This is a genomic window from Mesorhizobium sp. P2_A8, from assembly GCF_056404935.1.
On the sequence record NZ_JBFUDB010000010.1, the window covers coordinates 17,882 to 40,920 of the forward strand.

General features: G+C 63.3%; 18 protein-coding genes. 15 read left to right on the forward strand and 3 right to left on the reverse strand.

Annotated elements, in window-relative coordinates; genetic code table 11:
• Positions 1–638: 638 nt before the first annotated feature.
• Both AC1D10_RS27300 and AC1D10_RS27305 read right to left on the reverse strand, forming a co-directional pair.
• Entirely contained in the window at positions 639–836 is a 198-nt protein-coding gene (locus AC1D10_RS27300) for a hypothetical protein (RefSeq protein ID WP_477277421.1), read from the reverse strand.
• Positions 837–1,225: 389 nt separating this feature from the next.
• Complete coding sequence (locus AC1D10_RS27305) at positions 1,226–2,263, reverse strand: LacI family DNA-binding transcriptional regulator (protein WP_477277423.1); 1,038 nt, start codon at positions 2,261–2,263, stop codon at positions 1,226–1,228.
• A gap of 272 nt (positions 2,264–2,535) precedes the next feature.
• On the opposite strand from AC1D10_RS27305, the gene AC1D10_RS27310 reads away from it, so the two are divergent.
• The 7 genes from AC1D10_RS27310 to AC1D10_RS27340 all read left to right on the forward strand — a co-directional run bounded on the left by AC1D10_RS27310 (position 2,536) and on the right by AC1D10_RS27340 (position 8,682).
• Positions 2,536–3,543 carry a sterol desaturase family protein gene (locus AC1D10_RS27310; RefSeq protein WP_477277425.1) on the forward strand — a complete coding sequence of 336 codons (1,008 nt, stop codon included), beginning with the start codon at positions 2,536–2,538 and terminating at the stop codon, positions 3,541–3,543.
• A 112-nt stretch (positions 3,544–3,655) separates the two neighbouring features.
• The gene (locus AC1D10_RS27315) at positions 3,656–4,642 is read left to right on the forward strand and encodes a sugar ABC transporter substrate-binding protein (RefSeq protein ID WP_477277427.1); all 987 of its coding nucleotides are present in this window, start codon (positions 3,656–3,658) and stop codon (positions 4,640–4,642) included.
• A 183-nt stretch (positions 4,643–4,825) separates the two neighbouring features.
• Complete coding sequence (locus AC1D10_RS27320) at positions 4,826–5,830, forward strand: ABC transporter permease (protein WP_477278136.1); 1,005 nt, start codon at positions 4,826–4,828, stop codon at positions 5,828–5,830.
• On the forward strand, positions 5,827–6,651 hold the full coding sequence (locus tag AC1D10_RS27325; RefSeq protein WP_477277429.1) for an ATP-binding cassette domain-containing protein: 825 nt from the start codon (positions 5,827–5,829) through the stop codon (positions 6,649–6,651). The genes AC1D10_RS27320 and AC1D10_RS27325 overlap by 4 nt, the downstream gene beginning before the upstream one ends.
• A 114-nt stretch (positions 6,652–6,765) precedes the next feature.
• Positions 6,766–7,077 (forward strand): MocE family 2Fe-2S type ferredoxin, encoded by a 312-nt coding sequence (locus AC1D10_RS27330; RefSeq protein ID WP_378920784.1) that lies wholly within the window; start codon positions 6,766–6,768, stop codon positions 7,075–7,077.
• A gap of 1 nt (position 7,078) precedes the next feature.
• On the forward strand, positions 7,079–7,861 hold the full coding sequence (locus AC1D10_RS27335) for a TIM barrel protein (protein WP_477277431.1): 783 nt from the start codon (positions 7,079–7,081) through the stop codon (positions 7,859–7,861).
• 8 nt (positions 7,862–7,869) lie between these two features.
• The gene (locus AC1D10_RS27340) at positions 7,870–8,682 is read left to right on the forward strand and encodes a 3-methyl-2-oxobutanoate hydroxymethyltransferase (protein WP_477277433.1); all 813 of its coding nucleotides are present in this window, start codon (positions 7,870–7,872) and stop codon (positions 8,680–8,682) included.
• Positions 8,683–8,841: 159 nt separating this feature from the next.
• Here the strand turns inward: AC1D10_RS27340 and AC1D10_RS27345 are convergent, their stop codons facing one another.
• A complete protein-coding gene (locus AC1D10_RS27345) occupies positions 8,842–9,765 on the reverse strand; it encodes a LysR family transcriptional regulator (RefSeq protein WP_477278138.1) in 924 nt (307 codons plus the stop codon).
• Between the two features lie 157 nt (positions 9,766–9,922).
• On the opposite strand from AC1D10_RS27345, the gene AC1D10_RS27350 reads away from it, so the two are divergent.
• The 8 genes from AC1D10_RS27350 to AC1D10_RS27385 all read left to right on the forward strand — a co-directional run bounded on the left by AC1D10_RS27350 (position 9,923) and on the right by AC1D10_RS27385 (position 22,825).
• Positions 9,923–10,804, forward strand: coding sequence for an alpha/beta fold hydrolase (locus AC1D10_RS27350; protein WP_477277435.1), 882 nt, complete (start codon positions 9,923–9,925; stop codon positions 10,802–10,804).
• Between the two features lie 260 nt (positions 10,805–11,064).
• Positions 11,065–12,528 carry a phospholipase D-like domain-containing protein gene (locus AC1D10_RS27355; RefSeq protein ID WP_477277437.1) on the forward strand — a complete coding sequence of 488 codons (1,464 nt, stop codon included), beginning with the start codon at positions 11,065–11,067 and terminating at the stop codon, positions 12,526–12,528.
• Between the two features lie 108 nt (positions 12,529–12,636).
• Positions 12,637–13,437 carry an endonuclease/exonuclease/phosphatase family protein gene (locus AC1D10_RS27360; protein WP_379102420.1) on the forward strand — a complete coding sequence of 267 codons (801 nt, stop codon included), beginning with the start codon at positions 12,637–12,639 and terminating at the stop codon, positions 13,435–13,437.
• Positions 13,438–13,552: 115 nt separating this feature from the next.
• Positions 13,553–13,969 carry a hypothetical protein gene (locus AC1D10_RS27365; protein WP_477277439.1) on the forward strand — a complete coding sequence of 139 codons (417 nt, stop codon included), beginning with the start codon at positions 13,553–13,555 and terminating at the stop codon, positions 13,967–13,969.
• 206 nt (positions 13,970–14,175) lie between these two features.
• Entirely contained in the window at positions 14,176–14,934 is a 759-nt protein-coding gene (locus AC1D10_RS27370) for an SDR family NAD(P)-dependent oxidoreductase (protein ID WP_477277441.1), read from the forward strand.
• Between the two features lie 138 nt (positions 14,935–15,072).
• Entirely contained in the window at positions 15,073–16,434 is a 1,362-nt protein-coding gene (locus tag AC1D10_RS27375) for an efflux RND transporter periplasmic adaptor subunit (protein WP_477277443.1), read from the forward strand.
• Positions 16,431–19,544: an MdtB/MuxB family multidrug efflux RND transporter permease subunit gene (locus AC1D10_RS27380; protein WP_477277444.1), complete on the forward strand. Its 3,114-nt coding sequence runs from the start codon at positions 16,431–16,433 to the stop codon at positions 19,542–19,544. The genes AC1D10_RS27375 and AC1D10_RS27380 overlap by 4 nt, the downstream gene beginning before the upstream one ends.
• The gene (locus tag AC1D10_RS27385; protein ID WP_477277446.1) at positions 19,541–22,825 is read left to right on the forward strand and encodes an efflux RND transporter permease subunit; all 3,285 of its coding nucleotides are present in this window, start codon (positions 19,541–19,543) and stop codon (positions 22,823–22,825) included. The genes AC1D10_RS27380 and AC1D10_RS27385 overlap by 4 nt, the downstream gene beginning before the upstream one ends.
• Positions 22,826–23,039 lie beyond the last annotated feature (214 nt).

The following is a 23,039-nucleotide window of genomic DNA, read 5'->3' on the forward strand; positions in this document are numbered from 1 at the left end:
GCAGCTTTCCGCCAGGTCGATTCGCAGATTGATCAGATAACGATGCGGCGGCATCCTGAATGTCCTGGCGAACCTTGCTATGAAATGATTGGGGTGAAACTTCCGCGACCGACGCGAGTTCGGCGACCAGTATCTTTCGAAGGAAATTCGGGCGGCAGCTCTTCTGGGACCAGCACTTTCGGGAATGATGTCCAAGACGTATCGAGCTGTACGCTCTTGATCGACGATCCGGGAAACGCCGCTTTCCCGAGCCTCGTCCGCATTTTTCATTTGCGTCGCCTCAGCCGCCTTGCCGCCGCTTGAAATCCCCCTTGGCCAACCCGAAATCAACCTAACGCACAGGCCTTGGATAGGGAAGAACACCCACGCGCAAGGAAAAATCTTTGTTCGAGATAAAAAAGAAAAAAATGGCCGACGAAGGACGTTTCAAGAACAACTTTTCCACCGACGGCGAGGTATCCCATCAATGCGTTTTTGTTTCATCGGCCATAGTATGAATTGGCCACGCATTTCGGCTCAGTGCTAACGCTCATATGAAGGGCGCATCTGGCCCGGGCGGGCCTGAATCTGGTTTTTGCCGCCGGGATCGGCAGCCATGCAATGACGCGGCACAGAGCCAGCCGGTTCACCGCGGATTGCTAGGAATCACCGCGACGCCTCTCGTACAGATCCCATGCAAGTTCAACAAAGCCCAGCAGTACATCCTCCTCGCTCCACCCGGCCGCGACCGCCGCCTGGACGATTTCACGGAGGATAGGTAGCAACTGGCGCTGACATTCGGCCGACATGTCGACGGCGTCACCCACAGGAGGCCCATCGAAGTTGAATTTCACCATCCGGCGCTCCCCTCGCCATCAGTCGAAGTGTTATATCGTTAAATTCATTTCGCCTGATATACAATGGTTCCGGAACCAAGCACAGGAAGCCTTGAAGGACCGAAGCGGGACAGGATGACGCCAGATCACGCCGTCTCTATGCTTCGCCAAGGGTCAGGGTGGGCCATTGTACATGAATTCCCTCGGGGTTCGACCATAGCCCCAGGAATTTGGAATTCTTCAGCTGAGCCGCGTGCCGCCGATAATGGAGGAAGAATACCTCTTCGATTGTTGCGATATAGCGGCCTCGCTCCGCTTCCCACAGTCCCTTGGCTTCGTTCGGATCGGCCTTCTCCTTCTCCGGAGCAACTCGTACTTGCCGCATGCCAGCCGTTGCGCGGCGCTGCGACCTAGATGTTCTCGCGGGTGTAGATCTCGAAGGGCAGGATCGTGGTGAAGTTGCCCCCCTCGTTCGGGGCCGACACGGCGCGGACCATGCCAGCCAGAGCCTCCTGCGCGATGCGGGCGAGCGGGTGTGAAATGACAAAGGTCAGCGTTCCGTCGAGCAGCGCCGGGCGGGTCGAATCCATAAGCTCATAGCCGACGACGACGAGGCTGCCGGCTCGCCCGGTGGAGCGCAGTGCCGCAATGGCGCCAGTGATGCCGCCGCCGGCGACATAGAGGCCGGACAGATCCGGATTTTCGTTCAGCAGCTTTTCTGTCATCTCCTGCGCGATGGCGCTCGATTCGAAGGTCAGCAGCGGCTCCAGCAGCGTGAAGCCAGGCGCATGCTCGCGGAAATAGGAGCGAAAACCGCTTTCGTTCATTTCCTGGCAGCGGTAGCGATGATTGCCGACGAGGATGCCGAGCTTGCCGGGCGCCCGGCAGACATGTTCGAACACCCAGGCCGCGGTGCGCCCGACTTTCCAGTTGTCGAGCCCGATATAGCGCACGTGCCCCGTCGCCGAAATCTGCGAGATCAGCGCAAACACCGGCACGTTGCGGGCATTGAGTGTATCGACCGCTTGCGTCACGAGCGGATGGACCGCGGCGACGACGCCGACGGCGTCGCATTCGGCGCCCAAGGCCAGCATGCGCGAGGCGACGTTCTGCGGCGACAGATCGTCGAGAAACTCGGTGCGCAGGTCTATCTCGCAGTCAGGCATCGTCGGCGCCACCGCACGTATCGCCTCGGCAATGTTGCGGTAGAAGGCGCGGCCGGGCTGATGCAGCAGGAAGCCGAACCGGTAGCGCGGCCGGGCGGCCGCTATGCGGCTGCGCAGCGCGCCCATGCCGTAGAAACCGATCTGTTCCGCCGCCAGCCTGACACGCTCGCGTGTGCTCTGGCGCACGGCACCAGAGCCGCTCAGCACCCGGTTGACGGTGGCCACCGAGACATTTGCCTCGGCGGCTACATCCTTGATCGTCGGCCGCTTGTCCTGATCCATTTCGTCTCATCAGCCTGTAGCAATTGATACGAAGATATCATTCGCCGGGCAATCCTGAGACGAATGATACAATCCATTTGGAACAAACATTCTATTCTTGATTCATTTTGGATCAAGATGTTTATCTCGGGGCAGAAGCAAAGAAGGCGCAAGCACCGCCGGCCCAGGATAGAAGCAGCACAGCGCAGACAAGGTTCTGACCCTCCGTCCAACGGCGGTGTGAGGCAGCGTGCGCGTGCGGGCCATCCCAGGCACTGCGGGTGGAGGATTGCATGGACGATCTCAAATACGGCGTGCGCGACAAGCGGGGCGACTGGAAGCCGAACGGACGCATCGAGGCCGTGCCGTTCTGGAACTGGCCACCCAAGCTGCCGAAGATCCTGGCGTGGCTGCCCGGCTATATCTGGCCTTGGAACGCCTTCCACATGGCCACGGCGCTTGTCTACTGGTTCTATATCGTCCCCAGCGTTGAGACGATGAAGACCATCAGCTGGGGCTGGGCGCTGTGGCTCTACGCGGTCAACGCAGCGGCGATCCTGGTCTTCTACGGCATCTTCGAGCTGCGCTATTACATCAGGCGCGTCCAGGCGACGCGGTTCAAATACAACCACAAATTCCCCGGCGATGCGCCGTCGGATGTCTTCTGGTTCCAGAGTCAGAACCTCGACAATTTCCTACGTTCCTTCTTCATCACCATCCCGTTGTGGACCGTGGTCGAAGTCATTTTCCTGTGGTGCTTTGCCAAGGGCTATGTGCCGTGGGTCGGCTGGCAGGATCACCCGGTCTATCTCGCGGCACTGGTGCTGATCGCGCCGGCCATCCACGAGGTGCATTTCTTCTTCATCCACCGCCTGATCCACTGGGGGCCGCTCTATCGCTGGATCCACTCGGTCCACCACAACTCGATCAATCCCTCGCCGTGGTCGTCGCTGTCGATGCATCCGGTGGAAGGGTTCCTCTATCACGCGGTCGCCTTCTGGCACCTGGTCATCCCGTCCAATCCGATCGTCGCGTTGTTCCAGCTGCATGTCGCCAGCTTCGGCGCCGTCAATGGTCATCTCGGCTTCGACAAGCTGGAAGTGACCGAGGACAAGGCCGTCGATAGCCACGCCTACGCCCACTACCTGCACCACAAATATTTCGAGGTGAACTACGGTGGCGACGGGCTGATCCCGCTCGATAAGTGGTTCGGCACCTTGCACGACGGCACCAGAGAGGGCGACGCCCTGATGGATGCCCGGTTTCAGAAAAAGAAAGAACGCATGAACGCCAGGGCGTAATCCCGGCAAGCCATCGATCACGTGACACAGCGCGCAACCGGGAGAGAGGCGCGCAGGAGAGGTCAAAGTTTTTCTAAACCCGTCTGAAGACGGCAAATGGGAGGAGACGAAAATGAAGCGTATCACAAAACTCTTGGCGGCGATCATGCTCGCGGGCGTGGCGGCGACGTCAGCCACATCGGCAATGGCCGAGTCGAAAGGGGCAAAGATCTTCGTCATCGGCGGCAAGGCGGACGACCCGTTCTGGTCGAAGGTCAAGAAAGGCGCCGACGATGCCGGCAAGGTCGCCGAACTGACCGGCGGCTCGGTCACCTGGCTCGGTCCGCAGAACTACGACAATCTCGGCCCCGACGCGGCCAAGCTGATCCGCACCGCGCTCAGCCAGAATCCCAGCGCCATCGTCGGTCCCGACTGGGTGCCCGAGGCCATGGATGACGCGTTCAAGGAAGTCGTCGCTGCCGGCGTGCCGCTCATCATCTACAATTCCGGCGGCATGGATGCAGCCAAGCGGCTGGGCGCCATGAACTATGTCGGTAACGAAGAATACGCCGCGGGTCTTGGTGGCGGCGCCTATTTCGGCAACCATGGCGCCAAGAACGTGCTGTGCGTCAACACCTTGCCGGGCTCCACCAACACGGAAGACCGCTGCAAGGGCATAGCCGATGCCATCGTCAAGAGCGGCGGCAAATCCACCCAGCTGCCGCTGCCTTCATCCAGCTTCGGCAACCCGACTGCGGTCGCCGAGGCGATCAAGGCCGCCGTGCTGAAAGACAACACCCTCGACGGCCTGATCACCATCAGCGCCGGCGACGCCAACAGTGCGGCCAATGCGATCAGCCAGGCCAATGTCGGCGAAAAGGTCAAGCTCGCTTCGTTCGACATGGACGAAACCGGCCTGCAGCGCATCAAGGACGGCACGCAGTTGTTCTCGATCGACCAGCAGCCTTACCTGCAGGGCTATCTTGCGGTGTCTCTGCTCAACGGCTTCGTCAACTATGGGCTCGACCTCCCGACGAAACCGGTGCTGACCGGACCGGGCATTGTCGACGCCGCCAATGTCGACGCGACAATGGGGGGCGCGGCGGCCGGCGCCCGCTAGCGCGCCAATCGCTGCGTGTCTGGCCCGAGGATGCATCCGAGGGCCGGACATCGCCGGCCGGCTCGCCCCAACGTAGTCCGCGCCAGGCTCTCCATTGCTCAAGCCAGGGACACTTCGATGACATCCCAAGCCCATGACCAACCCGCCGTGGTAGCGACTGCGCCACCCGCCCCGCATTCTTCGATGCCCTCGATCGGCAGCCTCGTACGGCGCCCCGAGGTCGGCTCGCTGATCGGCATGATCGCCGTGCTGGTCTTCTTCTCGGTCTTCGGCGGCGCCAATTTCATGTCGGCCGGCGGCGCCGCCAGCTGGCTCAACGTCGCCTCGGAACTCGGCATCATCGCACTCCCGGTCGGGCTGCTGATGATCGCCGGACATCTCGATCTCTCCGTCGGCTCGATGATCCCCGCCAGCTCGATGACCATTGCCATCATATCGGGCCACTACGATCTGCCGATCATCGTCGGCATCCTCGCGGCGCTCGGTCTTGGCCTCGCCGTCGGCTTCATCAACGGCGTTCTGGTGATCCGCACCAAAGTGCCGTCCTTCGTCGTCACCCTGGCAACGCTGTTCGCGCTGGCCGGCCTCACGCTCGGCCTTTCGATCATCCTGTCCGGCAGCACCAGTGTCGCGCTGAAGAGCGGACCGATCGCCAAGCTTGTGTTTGGCGACTATCTCGGCGGCAAATTCCAGGTGACCCTGTTCTGGTGGATCGCCATCGTCCTGATCGTCGGTTTCATCCTGAATTTTTCGCGCTTCGGCAATTGGATCCTGGCCATGGGCGGTGACGCGGTCAGCGCCCGCAATGCCGGCATCCCGACGGACCGGGTCACCATCGCCCTGTTCATGAGCAGCGGCCTGTGCGCAGCCTTCGTCGGCATGTCGCAGGCCATCCTCTACAACAGCGCCCAGGTGGCCGCCGGGCAGTCGTTCATCTTCAACTCGATCATCGCGGTGGTCATTGGCGGCGTGCTGCTCACCGGTGGTTACGGTTCGGTGGTCGGCATCGTTTTGGGCACGCTGACCTTCTCCATCGTCAACCAGGGCATTTTCTACACCGGCTTCGACGCCAACTGGGCGAGCCTGATCATCGGCGTCCTGCTGCTCGCCGCCGTGCTGATGAACAACACTTTCCGCAACATGGCGTTGACCTACGCGCCGCGCAGCAAATCGAGGGTCCGCTCATGACCACGCCCTTGCTCAGACTGGCCGGAATCAACAAGTCGTTCGGACCGATCGACGTGCTCCACGACATTTCGCTGGAGGTAAACGGAGGCGAGGTGTTGTGCCTGCTCGGCGACAATGGTGCCGGCAAGTCGACGCTGATCAAGATCCTTTCCGGCGTCCACAAACCGACGTCGGGCAGGATGGAAATGGATGGCAAATCAGTCGAATTCGGCAGCCCGCGCGACGCCAGCGACCATGGCATCGCGACAGTCCACCAATTCGGCGGGACGTTCCCACTGATGAGCATCGGCCGCTCCTTCTTCGTCGGCGCCGAGCCGACACGCCGCTGGGGGCCACTCACCATCTACGACCGCAAGCGAGCCAACGAGATCGCCGTCACCGAGATGCGCCAGCTCGGCATCACCCGCATCGACGACGGCGATCGCCTGGTTGGTGGATTGTCCGGAGGTGAGCGTCAGGCGCTGGCCATCGCGCGCGCCGTCCACTTCGGCGCCAGTGTGCTAATCCTCGACGAGCCGACCGCGGCCCTTGGCGTCAAGGAGGCGGCGCATGTCCTGCGCATCGTCCTGCAAGCGCGCCGCAAGGGCATCGCGGTCATCTTCATCACCCACAATGTCGTCCATGCGCTGACCGTCGGCGACCACTTCGCCGTCCTCATCAGAGGCTCCAAGGCCGCCGACTTCCGCAAGGGTGAGAAAAGCCGCGAGGCGATCACCGACCTGATGGCAGGCGGCGAGCAGATGGCCGAACTCGAAGCCGAGATCGAGAGCTTCTCGGCGAGTGACGACAGGCCTGCGCCGCACGACGCGGGCCATGCATGAACCCAGTGAAGACGCCCATCTCCTCCTCCCGGGCATCTTCCTGTGCGGCCGGCGGAACGCGTGGTTCCGCCGGCTGTCTTTTCGACCAACCGAAGAACAGAGTGCAGGGCGACGATGGCAAAGTGGATTGATGCGTGTGCGACCGATGATATCGAGGAAGAGGACCTTATCCGCTTCGATCACGAGGGCCGGACATTCGCTATCTACCGCAGCCCCGATGATGCGTTCTTCTGTACCGACGGCCTGTGCACGCATGAGAAGGTGCATCTGAGCGACGGGCTGGTTATGGAGTACAGGATCGAATGCCCGAAGCATAACGGCGTGTTCGATTACCGGACCGGCGAAGCGCTGCGCGCACCGGTTTGCGTGAACCTTAAAACCTACAACACGAAGGTCGAGGACGGCCGCGTGTACATCGAGGTCTGACATGTCCGATACCTTCACCCTTGCGGCTTGCGCCGAGATGCTCTGGCGCGACCGGCCGATGGAATGGCGCGTGCGGCGCCTCACGGAAATGGGCTTCCAGGTTGGCCTCTGGAACTGGCCCGATCACGACCTCGCAATGCTCGAGAAATCCGGCGCGACCTTCTCGATCATGAACGGCTATTTGCGCGGCCGTCTCTCCGATGACGAGGGCGCCGTCGAATTGCTCAAGACGGCCAAGGAGACGGCGGCGGTCGGCAAGCGCCTCGGCGTCGCGCGGCTCAACCTGCACGGTACTGGGCTTGGCGATGGCGGCCTGCCGGTTACACCTTGCGAGACCGTCACCGGCGCCATGTGGCTCAAGGCGCGCGACACGCTGGACCGCATCGCGGACCTCGCCGAGGCGCAAAGCGTGACCTTCACGCTGGAGAATTTGAACCTTCCCGTCGACCATCCGGGCGTGCCGTTTGGGCGCGCCGAGGACACGCTTGCGCTCGTGTCGAGCGTCAACCGGCCCGGCCTGCGCCTCAATCTCGACCTCTACCATGCGCAGATCGGTGAAGGGAATCTGATCGAGCTGTGCCGCGCCTGCCTGCCGTGGATCGGCGAGGGCCAGGTGGCCGATGTGCCGGGCCGCATGGAGCCTGGCACGGGCGAGATCAACTATCGCGGCATCGCCCGTGCGCTGAAGGATATGGGCTACCGCGGGCCGGTGGGCATGGAGGCGTTTGCCTCCGGAGATCCCGAGGCAGCACTGCAGGCCTTCCGCGAAGCTTTCACCGTCTGAGGAACGAAATGGTCACCAAGAACAGCCGTCCCACCGTCGCCGACATCCGCGCCATGAAGGGCCGCGGACAAAAGATTTCCATGCTTTACGTCACCTCTCTCGAAGAGGCGGCGGCAGCGGATGCAGCCGGCGTCGACATGCTTTCGATCGAGGGTCGCTTCTTCTCGCCCGAGATGCGCGAGGCGGCCGGCCGCTGCTTCGTGCAGGTTGGACTGCCTTACGGCCCCGCCGGCAATCTGGTCACCTCGAAGGATTATCTGAAAACCGCCTACCACTTCATGCGCATCGGCGGCGACTGCTTCTACTGTGCCGCCTCGCTCGATATCCAGAAGGCGCTCTGCGACAATGCCGTGCCGGTCGTCGCCCATGTCGGCCTGATCCCCTCGCAATGCACCTGGACCGGCGGCTTCAAGGCCGTCGGCAGGACGGCCGAAAGCGCGCGTGCGGTGTGGGATCACGTCAAGCGGCTGGAGGCTATCGGCTGCTTCGGCGCCGAGTTGGAGGTGGTGCCGGACCGGGTTGCCGAACTGATCACCCGCAATACGCCCTTGATCATGCTCGGCATGGGCGCCGGGCCGCATGCCGACGCGCAGTATCTTTTCAGCGAGGACGTGCTCGGCCACACCGCCGGCCACAGGCCACGCCACGCCAAGACCTACCGCAACTTCGCCGCCGAATATGAACGGCTGCAGCGCGAGCGCATCGCCGCCTATCGCGAGTTCATATCCGACGTGCAGACTGGCGCCTACCCAGAGCCGCAGCACGTGGTTCCCGTCACCGACGGGGAGCTTTCTGCTTTCAAGGTTGCCCTTGGCCTCTAATGATTTGCCTGGAGGCAGGCAGCCCGCTCAATGCTGGGGCATGATCGGCTGCATTGCCTTCTGCAACCGCTCGCCGGATAGTCCCGGCAATGTTCGAAACTCTGGCGACTCATGCCCCACATCGTCGCGATCATCTCAGCGCAAAGATGGAGCGGATAGTCATCCGTCCTTCGGGCTGCAATCACGCAAATCCCAGTAGGGCGGATCACCGATTGCACTGATCAGACATGCCGCGAACGCCTTGAGCTTGGCCGATGGAGGTGGCCCTTCAGGATACGCGATGTAGATAAATTCGCCTTCGGCCTCGACGCCGATATCGATGATCTTGAGTTCACCGGTTCTGACGGCCGCTCCGACGATGAATGTGGGCAGCAAGGCTATCCCGAGACCCGCGATCGCAGCCTCACGCATGATGTCGCCATTGTTGACGAGCAGCCCGATTCGACCCCGGACGATCGCCGCGCCGTCCGGGCTTGGAAAACGCCAGTCGGCGACCCCCCGATTGGTGTAGAAAATGCCCCGGTGTCCGGCGAGATCAGCCATCGACGCAGGCGCACCATTCCGGGCGAGGTACTCGGAAGACGCAACGAGCACGCGTCTGCTCGCCGAGAGGCGCCATGCTATCAGCCTCGAATCCTGTATCGCACCATGCCGCACAACCGCATCGTACCCATCGGCAGCAGCATCGGCGCGCCGGTCGTCGAGATCGAGCGTCAGTTCGATCCCCGGATGACGCGCCAGAAATGGGTAAAGCGCCGGTCCGAGATGCATGCGTCCAAATGTGACTGGCGCGGAGATGCGCAGCGGCCCGACCAGTTCGCCACGTCGTTCCGCCATGTCGGCGCCGGCGTCCTCCACTTCCCTGACGATGCGCCGCGCTCGTGCGAGGAAGGCTACCCCATCCTCCGTCAGGGTAAGTCTGCGCGTCGTACGATGCAGCAGGGTCGCGCTCAGGCTTCTTTCGAGTTCAGCCAAACGTTCGCTCACCACCGACTTGGACAATCGTTGACGCCGCGCGGCTTCGCTGATCGAACCGGCTTCCACCACGGTCACGAACGTGCTGATGCCCTCAAGCTTCATGATTGTCCGTATTTTCCGAAATCGAGTTCCCGAATTATACGGCTAATCAGAACGAAAATCCTGCGCCATAGTCAATCATGCCCAATGTGAAAATGACGGCCACGCGGCCGCGGCAAATTGGCGGAGGTGAGATGTCAGGTTCCTGCTCGGCCTGTTTGGCATGCTTGTGATTTCACTTCCTGCCGCGGCGCAGGTTCAATCGCTGCCCCCCGGTTTCCAGACGCAAGAGATCAAGTCCGATGATGTGACATTGTATGTCCGTGTGGGCGGACAGGGCCCGGCGGTGGTCCTGATCCATGGTTTCGGCGACACTGGTGACATGTGGGTGCCGCTGGCCGCCGAACTGGCCCGCGATCACCGGGTCGTCATCCCTGATCTGCGCGGCATGGGCCTGTCGTCCCATCCAACCGATGGCTACGACAAGCGTACACAGGCGGCCGACATCCGCGCGATCCTGGCCGCGCTTGGAATCGATCGCGCCGTCATCGTCGGCCACGACATTGGAACGATGGTCGCCTATGCCTATGCGGCGCGTTATCCCGACAAGACAGAGAAACTGGTGGTGATGGACGCCCCGGTTCCCGGCATCCCACCCTGGGATGAAATCGTGCGCTGGCCCGCACTTTGGCATTTCGACTTTGGCGGCCCGGATGCCGAGCGGCTGGTGGCGGAACGCGAACGCATCTATCTTGATCGCTTCTGGAATGAATTCGCTGCCGATCCATCCAGGATCAACGAAGCAACACGCGAACACTACACCAAGTTCTACGCCTTGCCGGGCGCGATGCGCTCAGCCTTCGCGCAGTTCCGCTCTATCCGCCAAGACGCCGAAGACAACAAGGCATCGATGGTGATGAAACTCGGTATGCCAGTGCTGGCGATCGGCGGCGAAAAATCCTTTGGAGCATATGAGGCGATCGTCATGCGGAATGCCGCGACCGACGTGACCGAAGTCGTGATACCCAACGCGGGACATTGGCTCATGGATGAGCAGCCGGAGGCCACGATCGCAGCCGTTAGGACATTTCTCGACCGGAAGTGAGGCGCACAAGTCTTCCACCGGCGAGGGTTCCTTGGCTTAATATTCAATCATATCGCCCTGCCGGACAAAGGATTCCGAAGCAGTGAGAAGCAGATGGAGATGCCAGCCTGCTGTTCCGTGCTGAGATGATTCGGCCGATGCCTCGGCTGCGACACCCCGCATAACGGTTGCAGACGCTCGCCCGGTAGCGCCCGTCGGTGGCTTCGCCTCATGCCCGGGCCGCATTGCGTTCTGCAAGCGCTCGCTGGATAGTCCCGGCAATGTTCGAGACTTTGGCGACTCACTGGCCCCAAATCCTTGCGATCATCTCGGTGGTGATGGCGACCGTCGGCATCATCCACGTCGTCATGACCAAGGAGGATGTCCGCGCCGCGACCGGCTGGGTCGGCGTGATGGTGCTGTCGCCCATCATCGGCGTGCTGATCTATGCCGTCGCCGGCATCAACCGCATCCGCCGCGCCTCGATCAGCGCCCAGCGCCCGTTTGCCGGCGACGCGGTGTCCGCCAAGCATGAACGCGACGTCGCCGCCGAAGAGGCCCTGATCGTCGAGCGATACGGGCAGCGGTTCATGGGCCTGCGGACACTGGGCGACAGGGTGGCGCGGCGCGCGCTCAACCCTGGAAACGCCATCGATGTGCTGGAGACCGGCGACGAGGCCTATGCCGCCATGTGCGCGGCGATCGATGGCGCCGAGCGCAGCATCCTGCTCGAGACCTATATTCTCGACAATGATGCCGTCGGCCTGCACTTTGTCGAAGCGCTGGCCAACGCCGTCCGGCGCGGCGTCACCGTCCGCGTGCTGATCGATGCCGTCGGCGCCCGCTACTCCGTGCCCAGCATCCTGGGGCATCTGCGCAGCGCCAACATCACCGCCGATGTCTTCAACGGCAACATCGTGATCGGCTTGCGCCTGCCCTATGCCAACCTGAGGACCCACAGGAAAATCCTGGTCGTCGACGGCACGGTTGCCTTTACCGGCGGCATGAACATCCGCAAGGGCTTCTCCGCCGAGTTCGCCGGCTCCAACAGCGCCAGGGACACGCATTTTCGGGTCACCGGTCCGGTCGTCGCCGACCTCTTCTCGGTTGCCGCCGAGGACTGGCGCTTCGCCACCAACGAGGCGCTGAAGGGCGATGCCTGGCGAATTGCGCCGCTGTCGCCGGCGCCCGGCCTGCCGATGCTGGTGCGAGCGGTGGCGTCCGGTCCGGACGCCAGCATCGAGACCAATCACAAGCTGCTGATCGGCGCATTCTCCGTCGCCCGCAAATCGATCCGCCTGATGTCGCCCTATTTCCTGCCGGACCGCGAACTGATCAGCGCCCTGACCACCGCCGCAAGGCGCGGCGTGGAAATCGACATCGTGGTGCCGGCGGTGAACAATCTTTTCCTTGTCGACCGTGCGATGACGGCGCAGTTCGATCAGGTGCTGAAACATTTTTGCCGCGTCTGGCGCACGGAGGGACCTTTCGACCATTCGAAGCTGCTTTCGATCGACGGCGTGTGGGCCTATGTCGGCTCTTCCAACCTTGACGCCCGGTCGCTGCGGCTGAATTTCGAGATCGACCTCGAGATCCTCGACGCCGGCTTCGCCAGCGAGATCGAGGCGCGGATCGGGTCGGCGCTTGCCTCCGCCGTGCCGGTGACGCTCGACGCCTTGCGGGCCCGCCCGTTTCTTATCAGGCTGTTCGACCGGGTCCTTTGGCTCGGCTCGCCCTATCTTTAGGCAAAGGTTGGCTTGGGAACTCACTTGTCATGGAACATATGCCGAAGATGCCTATTTTGACTGTAGCCCGGTTCTGAATTGAAGCCAGCGAGGACGAGCAGCACGGATATGCACAGAACTGGACGCAGCCTCCCTGCAAGCATGCTTCTATCCATTCGCGACCGCAGGATGCAGAAGGCAAACGCCGGTGCGCCCAAGCGGACAGGCACGACCGGAACGCTGGTTGCCTCCTACAACGTCCACAAATGTATCGGCATCGACAGGCGGTTCGATCCCGAACGGACCAGCCGCGTCATCCGCGAAATCGATCCGGATGTCATTGCCCTGCAGGAAGCCGACAACCGCTTCGGCGACCGTGACGGGCTCCTCGACCTGTCTCGTCTGGAACATGAAACCGGCCTGGTGCCGGTGCCGATTGCCGCCAACGGCAAGGGACATGGCTGGCACGGCAATGTCCTGCTGTTCAAGAAGGGCGTCGTCCGCGACGTGCATCAGATCAGGCTCCCGGGGCTCGAACCGCGCGGTGCCGTGGTGGCGGAAATCGATCTCGACGGAAACCGGACGCTGCGCGTCATCGCAGCCCATCTCGGTCTGCTGCGCCGGTCCCGCTCGCAACAGGCTCGCGTCGTGCTGGATATCATGAACAGCCCCGACGAGAAGCCGACGCTCCTGCTCGGTGATCTCAACGAATGGCGGCTCGGCAACCGCTCCGCGCTGAACACGCTGCATGTCACCTTTGGCCCGCTGCCGCCGGCGGTTCCGACGTTCCCGTCGAACCTGCCGCTGCTCGCGCTCGATCGCATCATGGCCAACCGGCACGGAATGATCTCGGCCGTGGAGGCGCATGACACGCCGCTTTCGCGGGTGGCGTCAGACCATCTGCCACTGACGGCCTTTGTACGCTTGTAGTGCATGCTGCAGCGGATAACGCCTTGATATCCTCGGCGTCGCAAAGCGTGTAGATTTACAGTGGAACGTCTGGTTCTCCCGCGTGTTATGTGTCTTGAACTCGCAGGAGGACGAAATGAAAAAGTTGATTTTAGCTTCCATAATGGCATTGGCGGCAACGGCCGCAGTCATTGCGCCAACGCAAGCCGCAAGCTTGACTATCCAGTCCGACGACAACAGCCAGTATTCACCGGACGATCAGTCGGACGACGGCCAGGTCATCGTCCGCCGCCATCGTGACCGGTATAACAATGACAACCAATACGGTGACGATCAGAACGGCGTGCAGTTTGGTGATTACCAAGGTGGCGAGTATCGCCGCCACCATCGGCGCGATTACGACGATCAGAACGGCGGCGTGCAATTGCAATTCGGTGACTACGACGGAGGCGAGTATCGCCGCCACCATCGGCATCATCGCTGCCATATCGAACTGGTCAAGCATTGGCGTCACCACCACAGAGTGATCGAGGAAGTCCGCGTCTGCGGCTGATCTCGCTCGGAACAAACCGGCCGGCAGAAGCCGGCCGGTTTTAGTTTGTCGCATCGACCGATGGTTAGCTGCTGACGAAATACCGCTGCCATTCGAAGCCGGTGATGTGCGACGCCTGCCAGGCATCGAACGCTGCCTGGCAGGCCCGTCGGCTTTCGGCGTAATTCTGCCGAGCGCGCATTGGCGGCAGCACATGAGGGGTTCAGATGATCGCTTACGATTTCATGGGCAGGCATGCGGTCGTCGCCGGCGCCGGCGGCGGCATGGGCGAGGCGATCGCGTTGGCGCTACTCGATGCCGGCGCCTCCGTCACCGCCATCGACGTCAAGCCGCGCCCAGCGTCCCTCGCCACCTATGACGACAGGCTCACCTTCGCCCAGGGCGATCTCACCGACGCCGAGTTCGTTGAACAGACGGTTGGCACGGCGGGCCGCGAACGCGGCGGCATCGACTATCTGGCCAATGTCGCCGGCGTGCTCTGGTTCGGCCGTGACAAGTCCGCTCTCGAGATGGATCTCGACGTCTGGGACGAGGTGTTCAGGATCAATTTGAAATCCTTCGTGCACACCGCGCGCTCGGTCGTGCCGCATATGCGCTCGGGCGGCCGTGGCGGCGCCATGGTGCATTTCTCGACCATCCAGTGGTATCGCGGCGACGCCAATCCGCAAGACGCCTATCAGGCATCGAAGGCCGGCGTCTGCGCGCTCTCCAAGTCGCTGGCCATGCAGCTTGCCGGCGAGCGCATCCGCTCCAACGCCATCTGTCCCGGCATGGCGCTGACCCCGCTGCAGGCGCGCTGGGACACCGAGGAAAAGCGCTCGGCCGTGGCGAGCTACGCACCGCTCGGCCGCATCGGCACGCCGCAGGACATGGCCAATGCGGCGCTGTTCCTGCTCTCCGACGCCGCGAGCTACATCACCGGCATCGAACTCGCCGTCGACGGCGGCCTCTTGATGCGCATGTAGCCGGCGTCCGCTGCCGGGCTGCGATAGCGGCAACCGAGGCAAATGACCGGCCGGCAAGGCCTGTCAAACCTGTCCAACTGTTAATTCGACTTGGGCCGGTTTCGGCCATATGGGTTGATGGGGGTGAAAGATGCCACCATGGACCAGCAACTGGAAATGCCTCTGCAGACGATTGTCGCACGACGCCGTTCGCGCGGCTGGATTCCGTGGCTGATCTTTCTTGCCGTCGCCGCCGCCACCTGCGCGTACCTGTACCAGCGCCCTGAGGTCGCCGCCAGACAGCCGGGCAACAGGAGAGGCGCGCAGCCGATGTCGATTGGCGCCGCGACCATCGAGAAGGGTACGATAGACGTCACCCTCAACGCGCTTGGCACGGTGACCTCGCTCTCCACCGTCACGGTCAAGCCGCAGGTCACGGGCCCGCTCGTCCAGGTGAATTTCAAGGAGGGCCAGGACGTCAGCAAGGGCGACCTGCTGGCTGAGATCGATCCGCGCCCCTACCAGGCGGCGCTGGCCCAGGCCCAGGGCCAACTGGCACGCGACCAGGCCCTGCTGAAGGACGCCCAGCTCGACCTTGCTCGGGACCAGACACTGGTGAACCAGGGTGCTGCGACACATCAGACGCTCGACGCCCAGGTTGCCCTCGTCGCGCAGGACGCCGGCTCCATCCAGGTCGACCAGGCCATGGTTCAGACCGCCACGCTCAATCTCGACAATTGCCGCATCCTGGCTCCGGTCGACGGACGGGCCGGCCTGCGCCAGGTGGATGAGGGCAATTACGTGACGCCGAGCGATGCCAATGGCATCGTCGTCATCACCCGGGTGCAGCCGATCAGTGTCCTGTTCACCGTGCCCGAGGACGAGTTGCCGGAGATCGCGCAGCGCATGCAGCAGGGCGCCACGCTGCCCACCACCGCCTTCGACCGCGCCGGAGAGAAGAAGCTCGCCGACGGCCAGCTTGAAACCTTCGACAGCCAGATCGATCCAAGCACCGGCACCATCAAGCTGAGGGCGGGCTTCGCCAACGAAACGCGCATTCTCTATCCGAACCAGTTCGTCAACGTCGAGCTTCTGGTGGACGAGCACAAGGACGTGGCGATCGCCCCGGTCGCCTCGATACAGCGCGGCCAGCCCGGCACCTTCGTCTACCTGGTCAATCCCGACAGCACGGTCTCCGTGCGCAAGGTCACGCCTGGCGTCACCAATGGCGAGCACGTCGAGATCCTGTCGGGCCTCAACCCCGGCGACCGCGTCGTCGTCGATGGCGCCGACAAGCTTCGTGACGGAGCGCATATCAACCTGCAACAGGACGGCCAAACACAGGCTCCGACACAGTCACCCCCGCAGACATCAACGCCTGCGCCGGCAGGGACAGCACCTCAACCACAGGCGCAGCCACCCGATCAGCCAGCATCCGAGACGCCGAAGCCCGACGACACCGGCAGGCACAAGGGCCAGGGCCGCAAGCATCGCCATGCGGAGTCCGGGCAACAGCAATGAGCCCGTCGCGAGCCTTCATTCTCCGGCCGGTGGCAACATCGCTGTTCATGGTAGCGATCATGTTGTCCGGCCTGCTGGCGTACCGCTATTTGCCGGTCTCGGCGCTGCCCGAGGTCGACTATCCGACCATCCAGGTGCAGACCTTCTATCCGGGCGCAAGCCCGGACGTCATGACGTCCTCGGTCACAGCACCCCTGGAAGTCCAGCTCGGGCAGATCGCCAACCTGAACCAGATGAACTCGGTGAGTTCGGCCGGCTCCTCCGTCATCACCCTGCAGTTCAGCCTGGCGATCTCGCTCGATGTCGCCGAGCAGGAGGTGCAGGCGGCCATCAACGCCGCCGGCAATCTGCTGCCGGCCGATCTGCCGGCGCCGCCGATCTACGCTAAGGTCAATCCGGCCGACGCGCCGGTGCTGACGCTCGGCCTGACATCGGACACGATGCCGTTGCGCGATGTGCAGCAGCTAGCCGACACAAGGCTGGCACAGAAGATCTCGCAACTGGCGGGCGTCGGTCTCGTCAGCCTCAGCGGCGGTCAGCGCCCCGCCGTGCGCGTTCAGGCCGATCCGCGTAAGCTCGCCGCCTATGGCCTCAATCTCGACGATCTGCGCACCACGCTGGGCAGCGCCAACGTCAACACGCCGAAGGGCAATTTCGACGGGCCGTCGCGGGCCTACACCATCAACGCCAACGACCAGTTGAAGAGCGCCGACGAATACCGTTCGCTGATCGTCGCCTACAAGGACGGCGCCCCGGTGCGGCTGAGCGATGTGGCCACGGTGGTCGACGCCACCGAGAACAACAGGCTGGCGGCCTGGATGAACAGCACGCCGGCGGTCATCGTCAACATCCAGCGCCAGCCCGGCGCCAACGTCATCGAGGTGGTCGACCGCATCAAGGCGCTGCTGCCGCAATTGCAGGCGTCGCTGCCGAGCGCCGTCAACGTCAAGGTGTTGACCGACCGCACCACGACCATCCGCGCGTCCGTGCGCGATGTCGAATACGAACTCACACTGGCGATCATCCTCGTCGTGCTGGTCATTTTCGTCTTTCTGCGCAGCGCCCGCGCGACGCTCATCCCGAGCCTCTCGGTGCCCCTGTCGTTGGTCGGCACGCTGGGGGTGATGTATCTGTTCGGCTTCAGCCTGGACAATCTTTCGCTGATGGCACTGACCATCGCCACCGGCTTCGTCGTCGATGACGCCATCGTCGTCATCGAGAACATCGCGCGCTATGTCGAGGAGGGTGCGACGCCGCTGCAGGCGGCGTTGAAGGGATCCCAGCAGATCGGCTTCACCATCATATCGCTGACCGTTTCACTGATCGCGGTGCTGATCCCGCTGCTGTTCATGAGCGATGTCGTCGGCAGGCTGTTTCGCGAGTTTTCGATCACCCTCGCCACCACCATCCTGATTTCCGCGGTGGTGTCGCTGACGCTGGTGCCGATGGCATGCGCCAAGCTGCTCAAGCCGTTGTCGGCGGTACGCGAGAACGCCCTGCAGCGCGCCAGCCGCGCCTTCTTCGACTGGGTGATCCGAGGATACGGCCACGCACTGAGCTGGGTGCTCGACCGGCAGACGCTGATGCTGCTGGTGGCGGCGGCCACGCTGGTGCTGACGGTGGCACTCTATGTGATCATCCCCAAGGGGTTCTTCCCCGTACAGGATACCGGCGTCATCCAGGCGATCACCGAGGCGCCCCAATCGGTGTCCTACGCCTCGATGGCCGAGCGGCAGCAGGCGCTGGCGGCGATCATCCTGAAAGACTCCGATGTCGACAGCCTGTCGTCCTTCATCGGCGTCGACGGCACCAACACCACGCTCAATGTCGGCCGCATCCTGATCAACCTCAAGCCGCATGAGGAGCGCACCGCCGACATCACTGAGGTCGTCGCGCGGCTGAAACAGGAGGCCGCTTCGGTACCGGGCGTCACGCTCTACATGCAGCCGGTGCAGGACCTGACCATCGACGGCACGGTCAGCCGCACGCAGTATCAATTCGTGCTGCAGGACGCCAATCCGGACGAACTGGCGCAATGGACACCGAAGCTGCTTGCCAGGCTGAACACGCTGCCGCAGCTCGCTGATGTCGCCAGCGACCTGTCAAACAGCGGCCTTGCCGTCTTTGTCGACATCGACCGCGACCAGGCCGCCCGCTTCGGCATCACACCGGCAACCGTCGACAACGCGCTCTACGATGCTTTCGGCCAACGCATGGTCTCGACCATCTACACCACGTCCAGCCAGTACCGCGTCATTCTCGAGGCCGCCGCCTCCCAGAATTCGCTCAAGGCGCTCTCGTCCGTCTATCTGCCGTCGTCGACAGGTGGCGCACCGGTGCCGCTGTCGGTAGTGGCAAGCACCCATGTCGCCACCACGCCGCTGCAGATCACCCATATGGGGCAATTCCCCGCCACCACCGTCTCGTTCAACCTGGCGCCCGGAGTGTCGCTGGGCGAAGCGGTCGGCGCGATCCAGCAGGCGCAAAGCGAGATCGGCATGCCGCTCAGCGTTATCACCAGTTTCCAGGGCGCGGCGCGCGCCTTCCAGGCTTCGCTCGACAACACGCTGTTCCTGATCCTGGCGGCGGTGATCACCGTCTACATCGTGCTCGGCGTGCTCTATGAGAGCTTCATCCACCCGATCACCATCCTGTCGACATTGCCTTCTGCCGGCATCGGCGCGTTGCTGGCGCTGATGGTCGCGGGCGAGGACCTGACCATCATATCGATCATCGGCATCATCCTCCTGATCGGTGTCGTCAAGAAGAACGCCATCATGATGATCGACTTCGCGCTCGACGCGCAGCGCAACGAAGGCAAGGCGCCGCGCGAGGCCATCTACCAGGCCTGCCTGCTGCGCTTCCGACCAATCCTGATGACCACACTGGCGGCGATGCTGGGCGCGCTGCCGCTGATGCTCGGCACCGGCGTCGGCTCGGAACTGCGCCATCCCCTCGGCGTCACCATCGTCGGCGGCCTGCTCGTCAGCCAGTTGCTGACTTTGTTCACCACTCCGGTCATCTACCTTTGGTTCGATCGCCTTGCCGCCCGGCTGCAAGGCATCCAGCCCGACCTTCCCCGTGCGTATGGTGCGGACACCACCCCATGAACCTGTCGGTTCCCTTCATCCGGCGCCCGGTCGCAACGACCTTGCTGACCCTCGGGCTGCTGGCGGCCGGGCTGGTGGCGTTTCCGCAATTGCCGGTGGCGCCGCTGCCGGCGGTCGACTACCCCGTTATTTCAGTGCAGGCCTCGCTGCCGGGCGCCAGCCCCCAGGTCGTGGCCAACACCGTCGCCAGCCCGCTCGAGCGGCATCTCGGCGAGATCGCCGACGTCAATGAGATGACCTCGTCGAGCAGCGTCGGCAGCGCGCGCATCACCTTGCAGTTCGGGCTGGACCGCGACATCGACGGCGCCGCGCGTGACGTGCAGGCGGCGATCAACGCCGCGCGCGCCGACCTGCCGTCGAGCCTGCGCTCCAACCCAACCTATCGCAAGGTCAATCCGGCCGACGCCCCGATCCTCACCCTGTCGATGACATCGGACACCCTGTCTAAGGGCCAGCTCTTCGATGCCGCCAGCACAGTGCTGGCGCAGAAACTCTCGCAGGTCGACGGCATAGGCGAGGTGTCGGTGGGCGGCAGTTCGCTGCCGGCGGTGCGCGTCGAGCTCAATCCGCAGGCGCTCTACAATTACGGCATCGGGCTGGAGGATGTGCGCGCCGCCCTCGCCTCGGCCAACGCCCACAGCCCCAAGGGCGCCATCGATGTCGGCCAGCAACGTTATCAGATCTACGCCAATGACCAGGCCAACCAGGCGGATGCCTACCGTTCGCTGATCGTCGCCTACCGCAACGGCGCGCCGGTCAGGCTTTCGGACGTCGGCCAGGTCAATGATTCCGTCGAGAACATCCGCAATGCCGGTCTCGCCAACGGCAAGCCGGGGGTGCTGATCATCCTCAACCGATCGCCCAACGCCAACATCATCGCGACGGTGGACCGGGTGAAGGCGCTGCTGCCGACGCTGCGGGCCTCGATCTCGCCGGCCATCGACCTGTCTCTGGCGGTCGACCGTTCGACCACCATCCGCGCTTCGCTGAGCGAGGTCGCACAGACACTGATGATCGCCATAGGCCTGGTGATCCTCGTCGTCTTCGCCTTCCTGCGCGACGTTCGCTCGGCACTGGTGCCGATCGTGGCCGTACCCGTATCCCTGGTCGGCACGCTGGGAGCCATGTACCTGCTCGGCTTCAGCATCGACAATCTGTCGCTGATGGCGATGACGGTGGCCACCGGCTTCGTCGTCGACGACGCCATCGTGGTGCTGGAGAACATCGCCCGCCACACCGCTTCCGGCATGGGCCGCATGGAGGCGGCGATCAAGGGCTCACAGGAGGTCGGCTTCACCGTGCTGTCGATGAGCCTGTCGCTGATCGCCGTCTTCATCCCCATCCTGCTCATGGGCGGCATCGTCGGCCGGCTGTTTCGTGAATTCGCCATCACGCTGTCGGCCGCGATCCTGGTCTCGCTCGCCATTTCGCTGACCACCACCCCGATGATGTGCTCGATCCTGCTGCGCGGGGAACGGAGCCGCACCCATGGCCGGCTCTACCGCTGCAGCGAGCGCGTTTTCGACGGCATGCTGGCCGGCTACCGCCGGTCGCTGTCCTGCGCGCTCGACCATTCGCTGCTGGTCATGGCCGTGCTGGCGGCAACTCTTTGTCTCAATGGCTACCTCTATGTCACCATCCCCAAGGGTTTCTTTCCGCAGCAGGACACCGGACGACTGACCGGCTCGATCCAGGCCGACCAGGCGACGTCCTTCCAGTCGATGTCGCAGAAGCTCAGCCAGTTCGCGGGCATCGTCAGCAAGGATCCGGCCGTCGACACTGCGGTCGGCGCCACCGGCGGTGGCCAGACCAATTCCGGCTACATGTTCGTGTCGCTGAAGCCGCTGGCAGAACGCAAGATCTCCGCCGACCAGGTCATCGCCAGGCTGCGGCCCAAACTGGCGGTAGTGCCGGGCGCAACCCTCTTCCTGCAGGCGGTGCAGGATATCCGCGTCGGCGGGCGCCAGTCGAATGCCCAGTACCAATACACCTTGCAGGGCGACAGTTTCGACGAACTCGCCGAATGGGCGCCGAAGCTCGCCGCCGCGCTGCAAACGGAACCCAAGCTCACCGACGTCAACAGCGACCAGCAGAACAAAGGCCTGGAAGCCGACGTCACCATCGACCGCGATACGGCGACACGTCTCGGCATCACCGTCAGCCAGATCGACAACACGCTCTATGACGCCTTCGGCCAGCGCCAGGTGTCCACCATCTATGTGGCCCGCAACCAGTACCACGTCATCATGGAGGTGGCACCGCAATACTGGCAGAACCCGGACGCGCTGCAAAAGGTCTATGTCAGCACGTCGGGCGGCTCGGTGCATGGTTCGCAGGCAAGCAATGCGGTGGCCGGCACATTCCTCGCGCCGGGGCAGTCCGGCAGCGCTACGGCGGCAGCGACGGACGCCGCGCGCAACCTGGCCAACAATTCCATCACCAGCACCGGCAGGACGGCGGCCTCGACCGGCTCGGCGGTCAGCACCGGAGCCGAGACCATGGTGCCGCTCTCGGCCGTCGCGCACTACGGTCCCGGCAGCACGCCGCTGTCGGTTAACCACCAGGGTCTGTTCGTCGCCACCACGCTGTCGTTCAACCTGGCGCCCGGCGTCGCCCTCAGCGACGGGGTCGCGGCCATCAACGCGGCGGCGGACCGCATCGGCATGCCGGCGACCATCCATGGCAGTTTCCAGGGCACGGCCCGGGTGTTCCAGGATTCGCTGTCCGACCAGCCGCTGCTGATCCTTGCCGCGCTCATCGCCGTCTACGTCGTGCTTGGCATTCTCTACGAGAGCTACGCCCACCCGCTGACCATCCTCTCCACTCTGCCCTCGGCCGGCGTCGGCGCGCTGCTGGCACTGTCGGCCTTCGGCATCGAGTTCAGCATCATGGCGCTGATCGGCATCATCCTCCTGATCGGCATCGTCAAGAAGAATGCGATCATGATGATCGACTTCGCGCTGGCCGCCGAGCGCAACGAGAATAAGTCGGCACACGACGCCATCTACCAGGCGTGCCTGCTGCGCTTTCGCCCGATCATGATGACGACCATGGCAGCGCTGTTTGGCGCCGTGCCGCTTGCCATCGGCCTTGGCGAAGGCAGCGAGCTGCGCCAGCCGCTCGGCATCGCCATCGTCGGCGGCTTGATCCTGAGCCAGATCCTGACCCTCTACACGACCCCGGTCATCTACATCTATGTCGACCGCTTCGGCCGCTGGTGCCAGAGGCTGCGGTCGCGGGCATGGCACCCTTGGCAGCCAAGTGCACAACCGGGAGAATGAGGTGGCATCGGACGCTGGCGAATCCGCATTGGCGCTCAGCTGATTGGGGCGACCGGCCGAAGCAGAGAGTCCGAATCTTCTGCTTCGCGATCACAACCTGTCAACTTTCCGTTCCTTGCCATGCCTTGGCTCGGGACGCCTCTATATCGATACCGCGGGCTACGAACCGCCGGCGATGACAGGATCATCGCGACGCGACGGGAGCAGATTGTCC

Bases quoted from the DNA above. Each gene is read 5' to 3' on its own strand.
- AC1D10_RS27300 (WP_477277421.1), bottom strand. From the start codon at position 836: ATGGTGAAATTCAACTTCGATGGGCCTCCTGTGGGTGACGCCGTCGAC.
- AC1D10_RS27305 (WP_477277423.1), bottom strand. From the start codon at position 2,263: ATGGATCAGGACAAGCGGCCGACGATCAAGGATGTAGCCGCCGAGGCA.
- AC1D10_RS27310 (WP_477277425.1), top strand. From the start codon at position 2,536: ATGGACGATCTCAAATACGGCGTGCGCGACAAGCGGGGCGACTGGAAG.
- AC1D10_RS27315 (WP_477277427.1), top strand. From the start codon at position 3,656: ATGAAGCGTATCACAAAACTCTTGGCGGCGATCATGCTCGCGGGCGTG.
- AC1D10_RS27320 (WP_477278136.1), top strand. From the start codon at position 4,826: ATGCCCTCGATCGGCAGCCTCGTACGGCGCCCCGAGGTCGGCTCGCTG.
- AC1D10_RS27325 (WP_477277429.1), top strand. From the start codon at position 5,827: ATGACCACGCCCTTGCTCAGACTGGCCGGAATCAACAAGTCGTTCGGA.
- AC1D10_RS27330 (WP_378920784.1), top strand. From the start codon at position 6,766: ATGGCAAAGTGGATTGATGCGTGTGCGACCGATGATATCGAGGAAGAG.
- AC1D10_RS27335 (WP_477277431.1), top strand. From the start codon at position 7,079: ATGTCCGATACCTTCACCCTTGCGGCTTGCGCCGAGATGCTCTGGCGC.
- AC1D10_RS27340 (WP_477277433.1), top strand. From the start codon at position 7,870: ATGGTCACCAAGAACAGCCGTCCCACCGTCGCCGACATCCGCGCCATG.
- AC1D10_RS27350 (WP_477277435.1), top strand. From the start codon at position 9,923: ATGCTTGTGATTTCACTTCCTGCCGCGGCGCAGGTTCAATCGCTGCCC.
- AC1D10_RS27355 (WP_477277437.1), top strand. From the start codon at position 11,065: ATGTTCGAGACTTTGGCGACTCACTGGCCCCAAATCCTTGCGATCATC.
- AC1D10_RS27360 (WP_379102420.1), top strand. From the start codon at position 12,637: ATGCACAGAACTGGACGCAGCCTCCCTGCAAGCATGCTTCTATCCATT.
- AC1D10_RS27365 (WP_477277439.1), top strand. From the start codon at position 13,553: ATGAAAAAGTTGATTTTAGCTTCCATAATGGCATTGGCGGCAACGGCC.
- AC1D10_RS27370 (WP_477277441.1), top strand. From the start codon at position 14,176: ATGATCGCTTACGATTTCATGGGCAGGCATGCGGTCGTCGCCGGCGCC.
- AC1D10_RS27375 (WP_477277443.1), top strand. From the start codon at position 15,073: ATGGACCAGCAACTGGAAATGCCTCTGCAGACGATTGTCGCACGACGC.
- AC1D10_RS27380 (WP_477277444.1), top strand. From the start codon at position 16,431: ATGAGCCCGTCGCGAGCCTTCATTCTCCGGCCGGTGGCAACATCGCTG.
- AC1D10_RS27385 (WP_477277446.1), top strand. From the start codon at position 19,541: ATGAACCTGTCGGTTCCCTTCATCCGGCGCCCGGTCGCAACGACCTTG.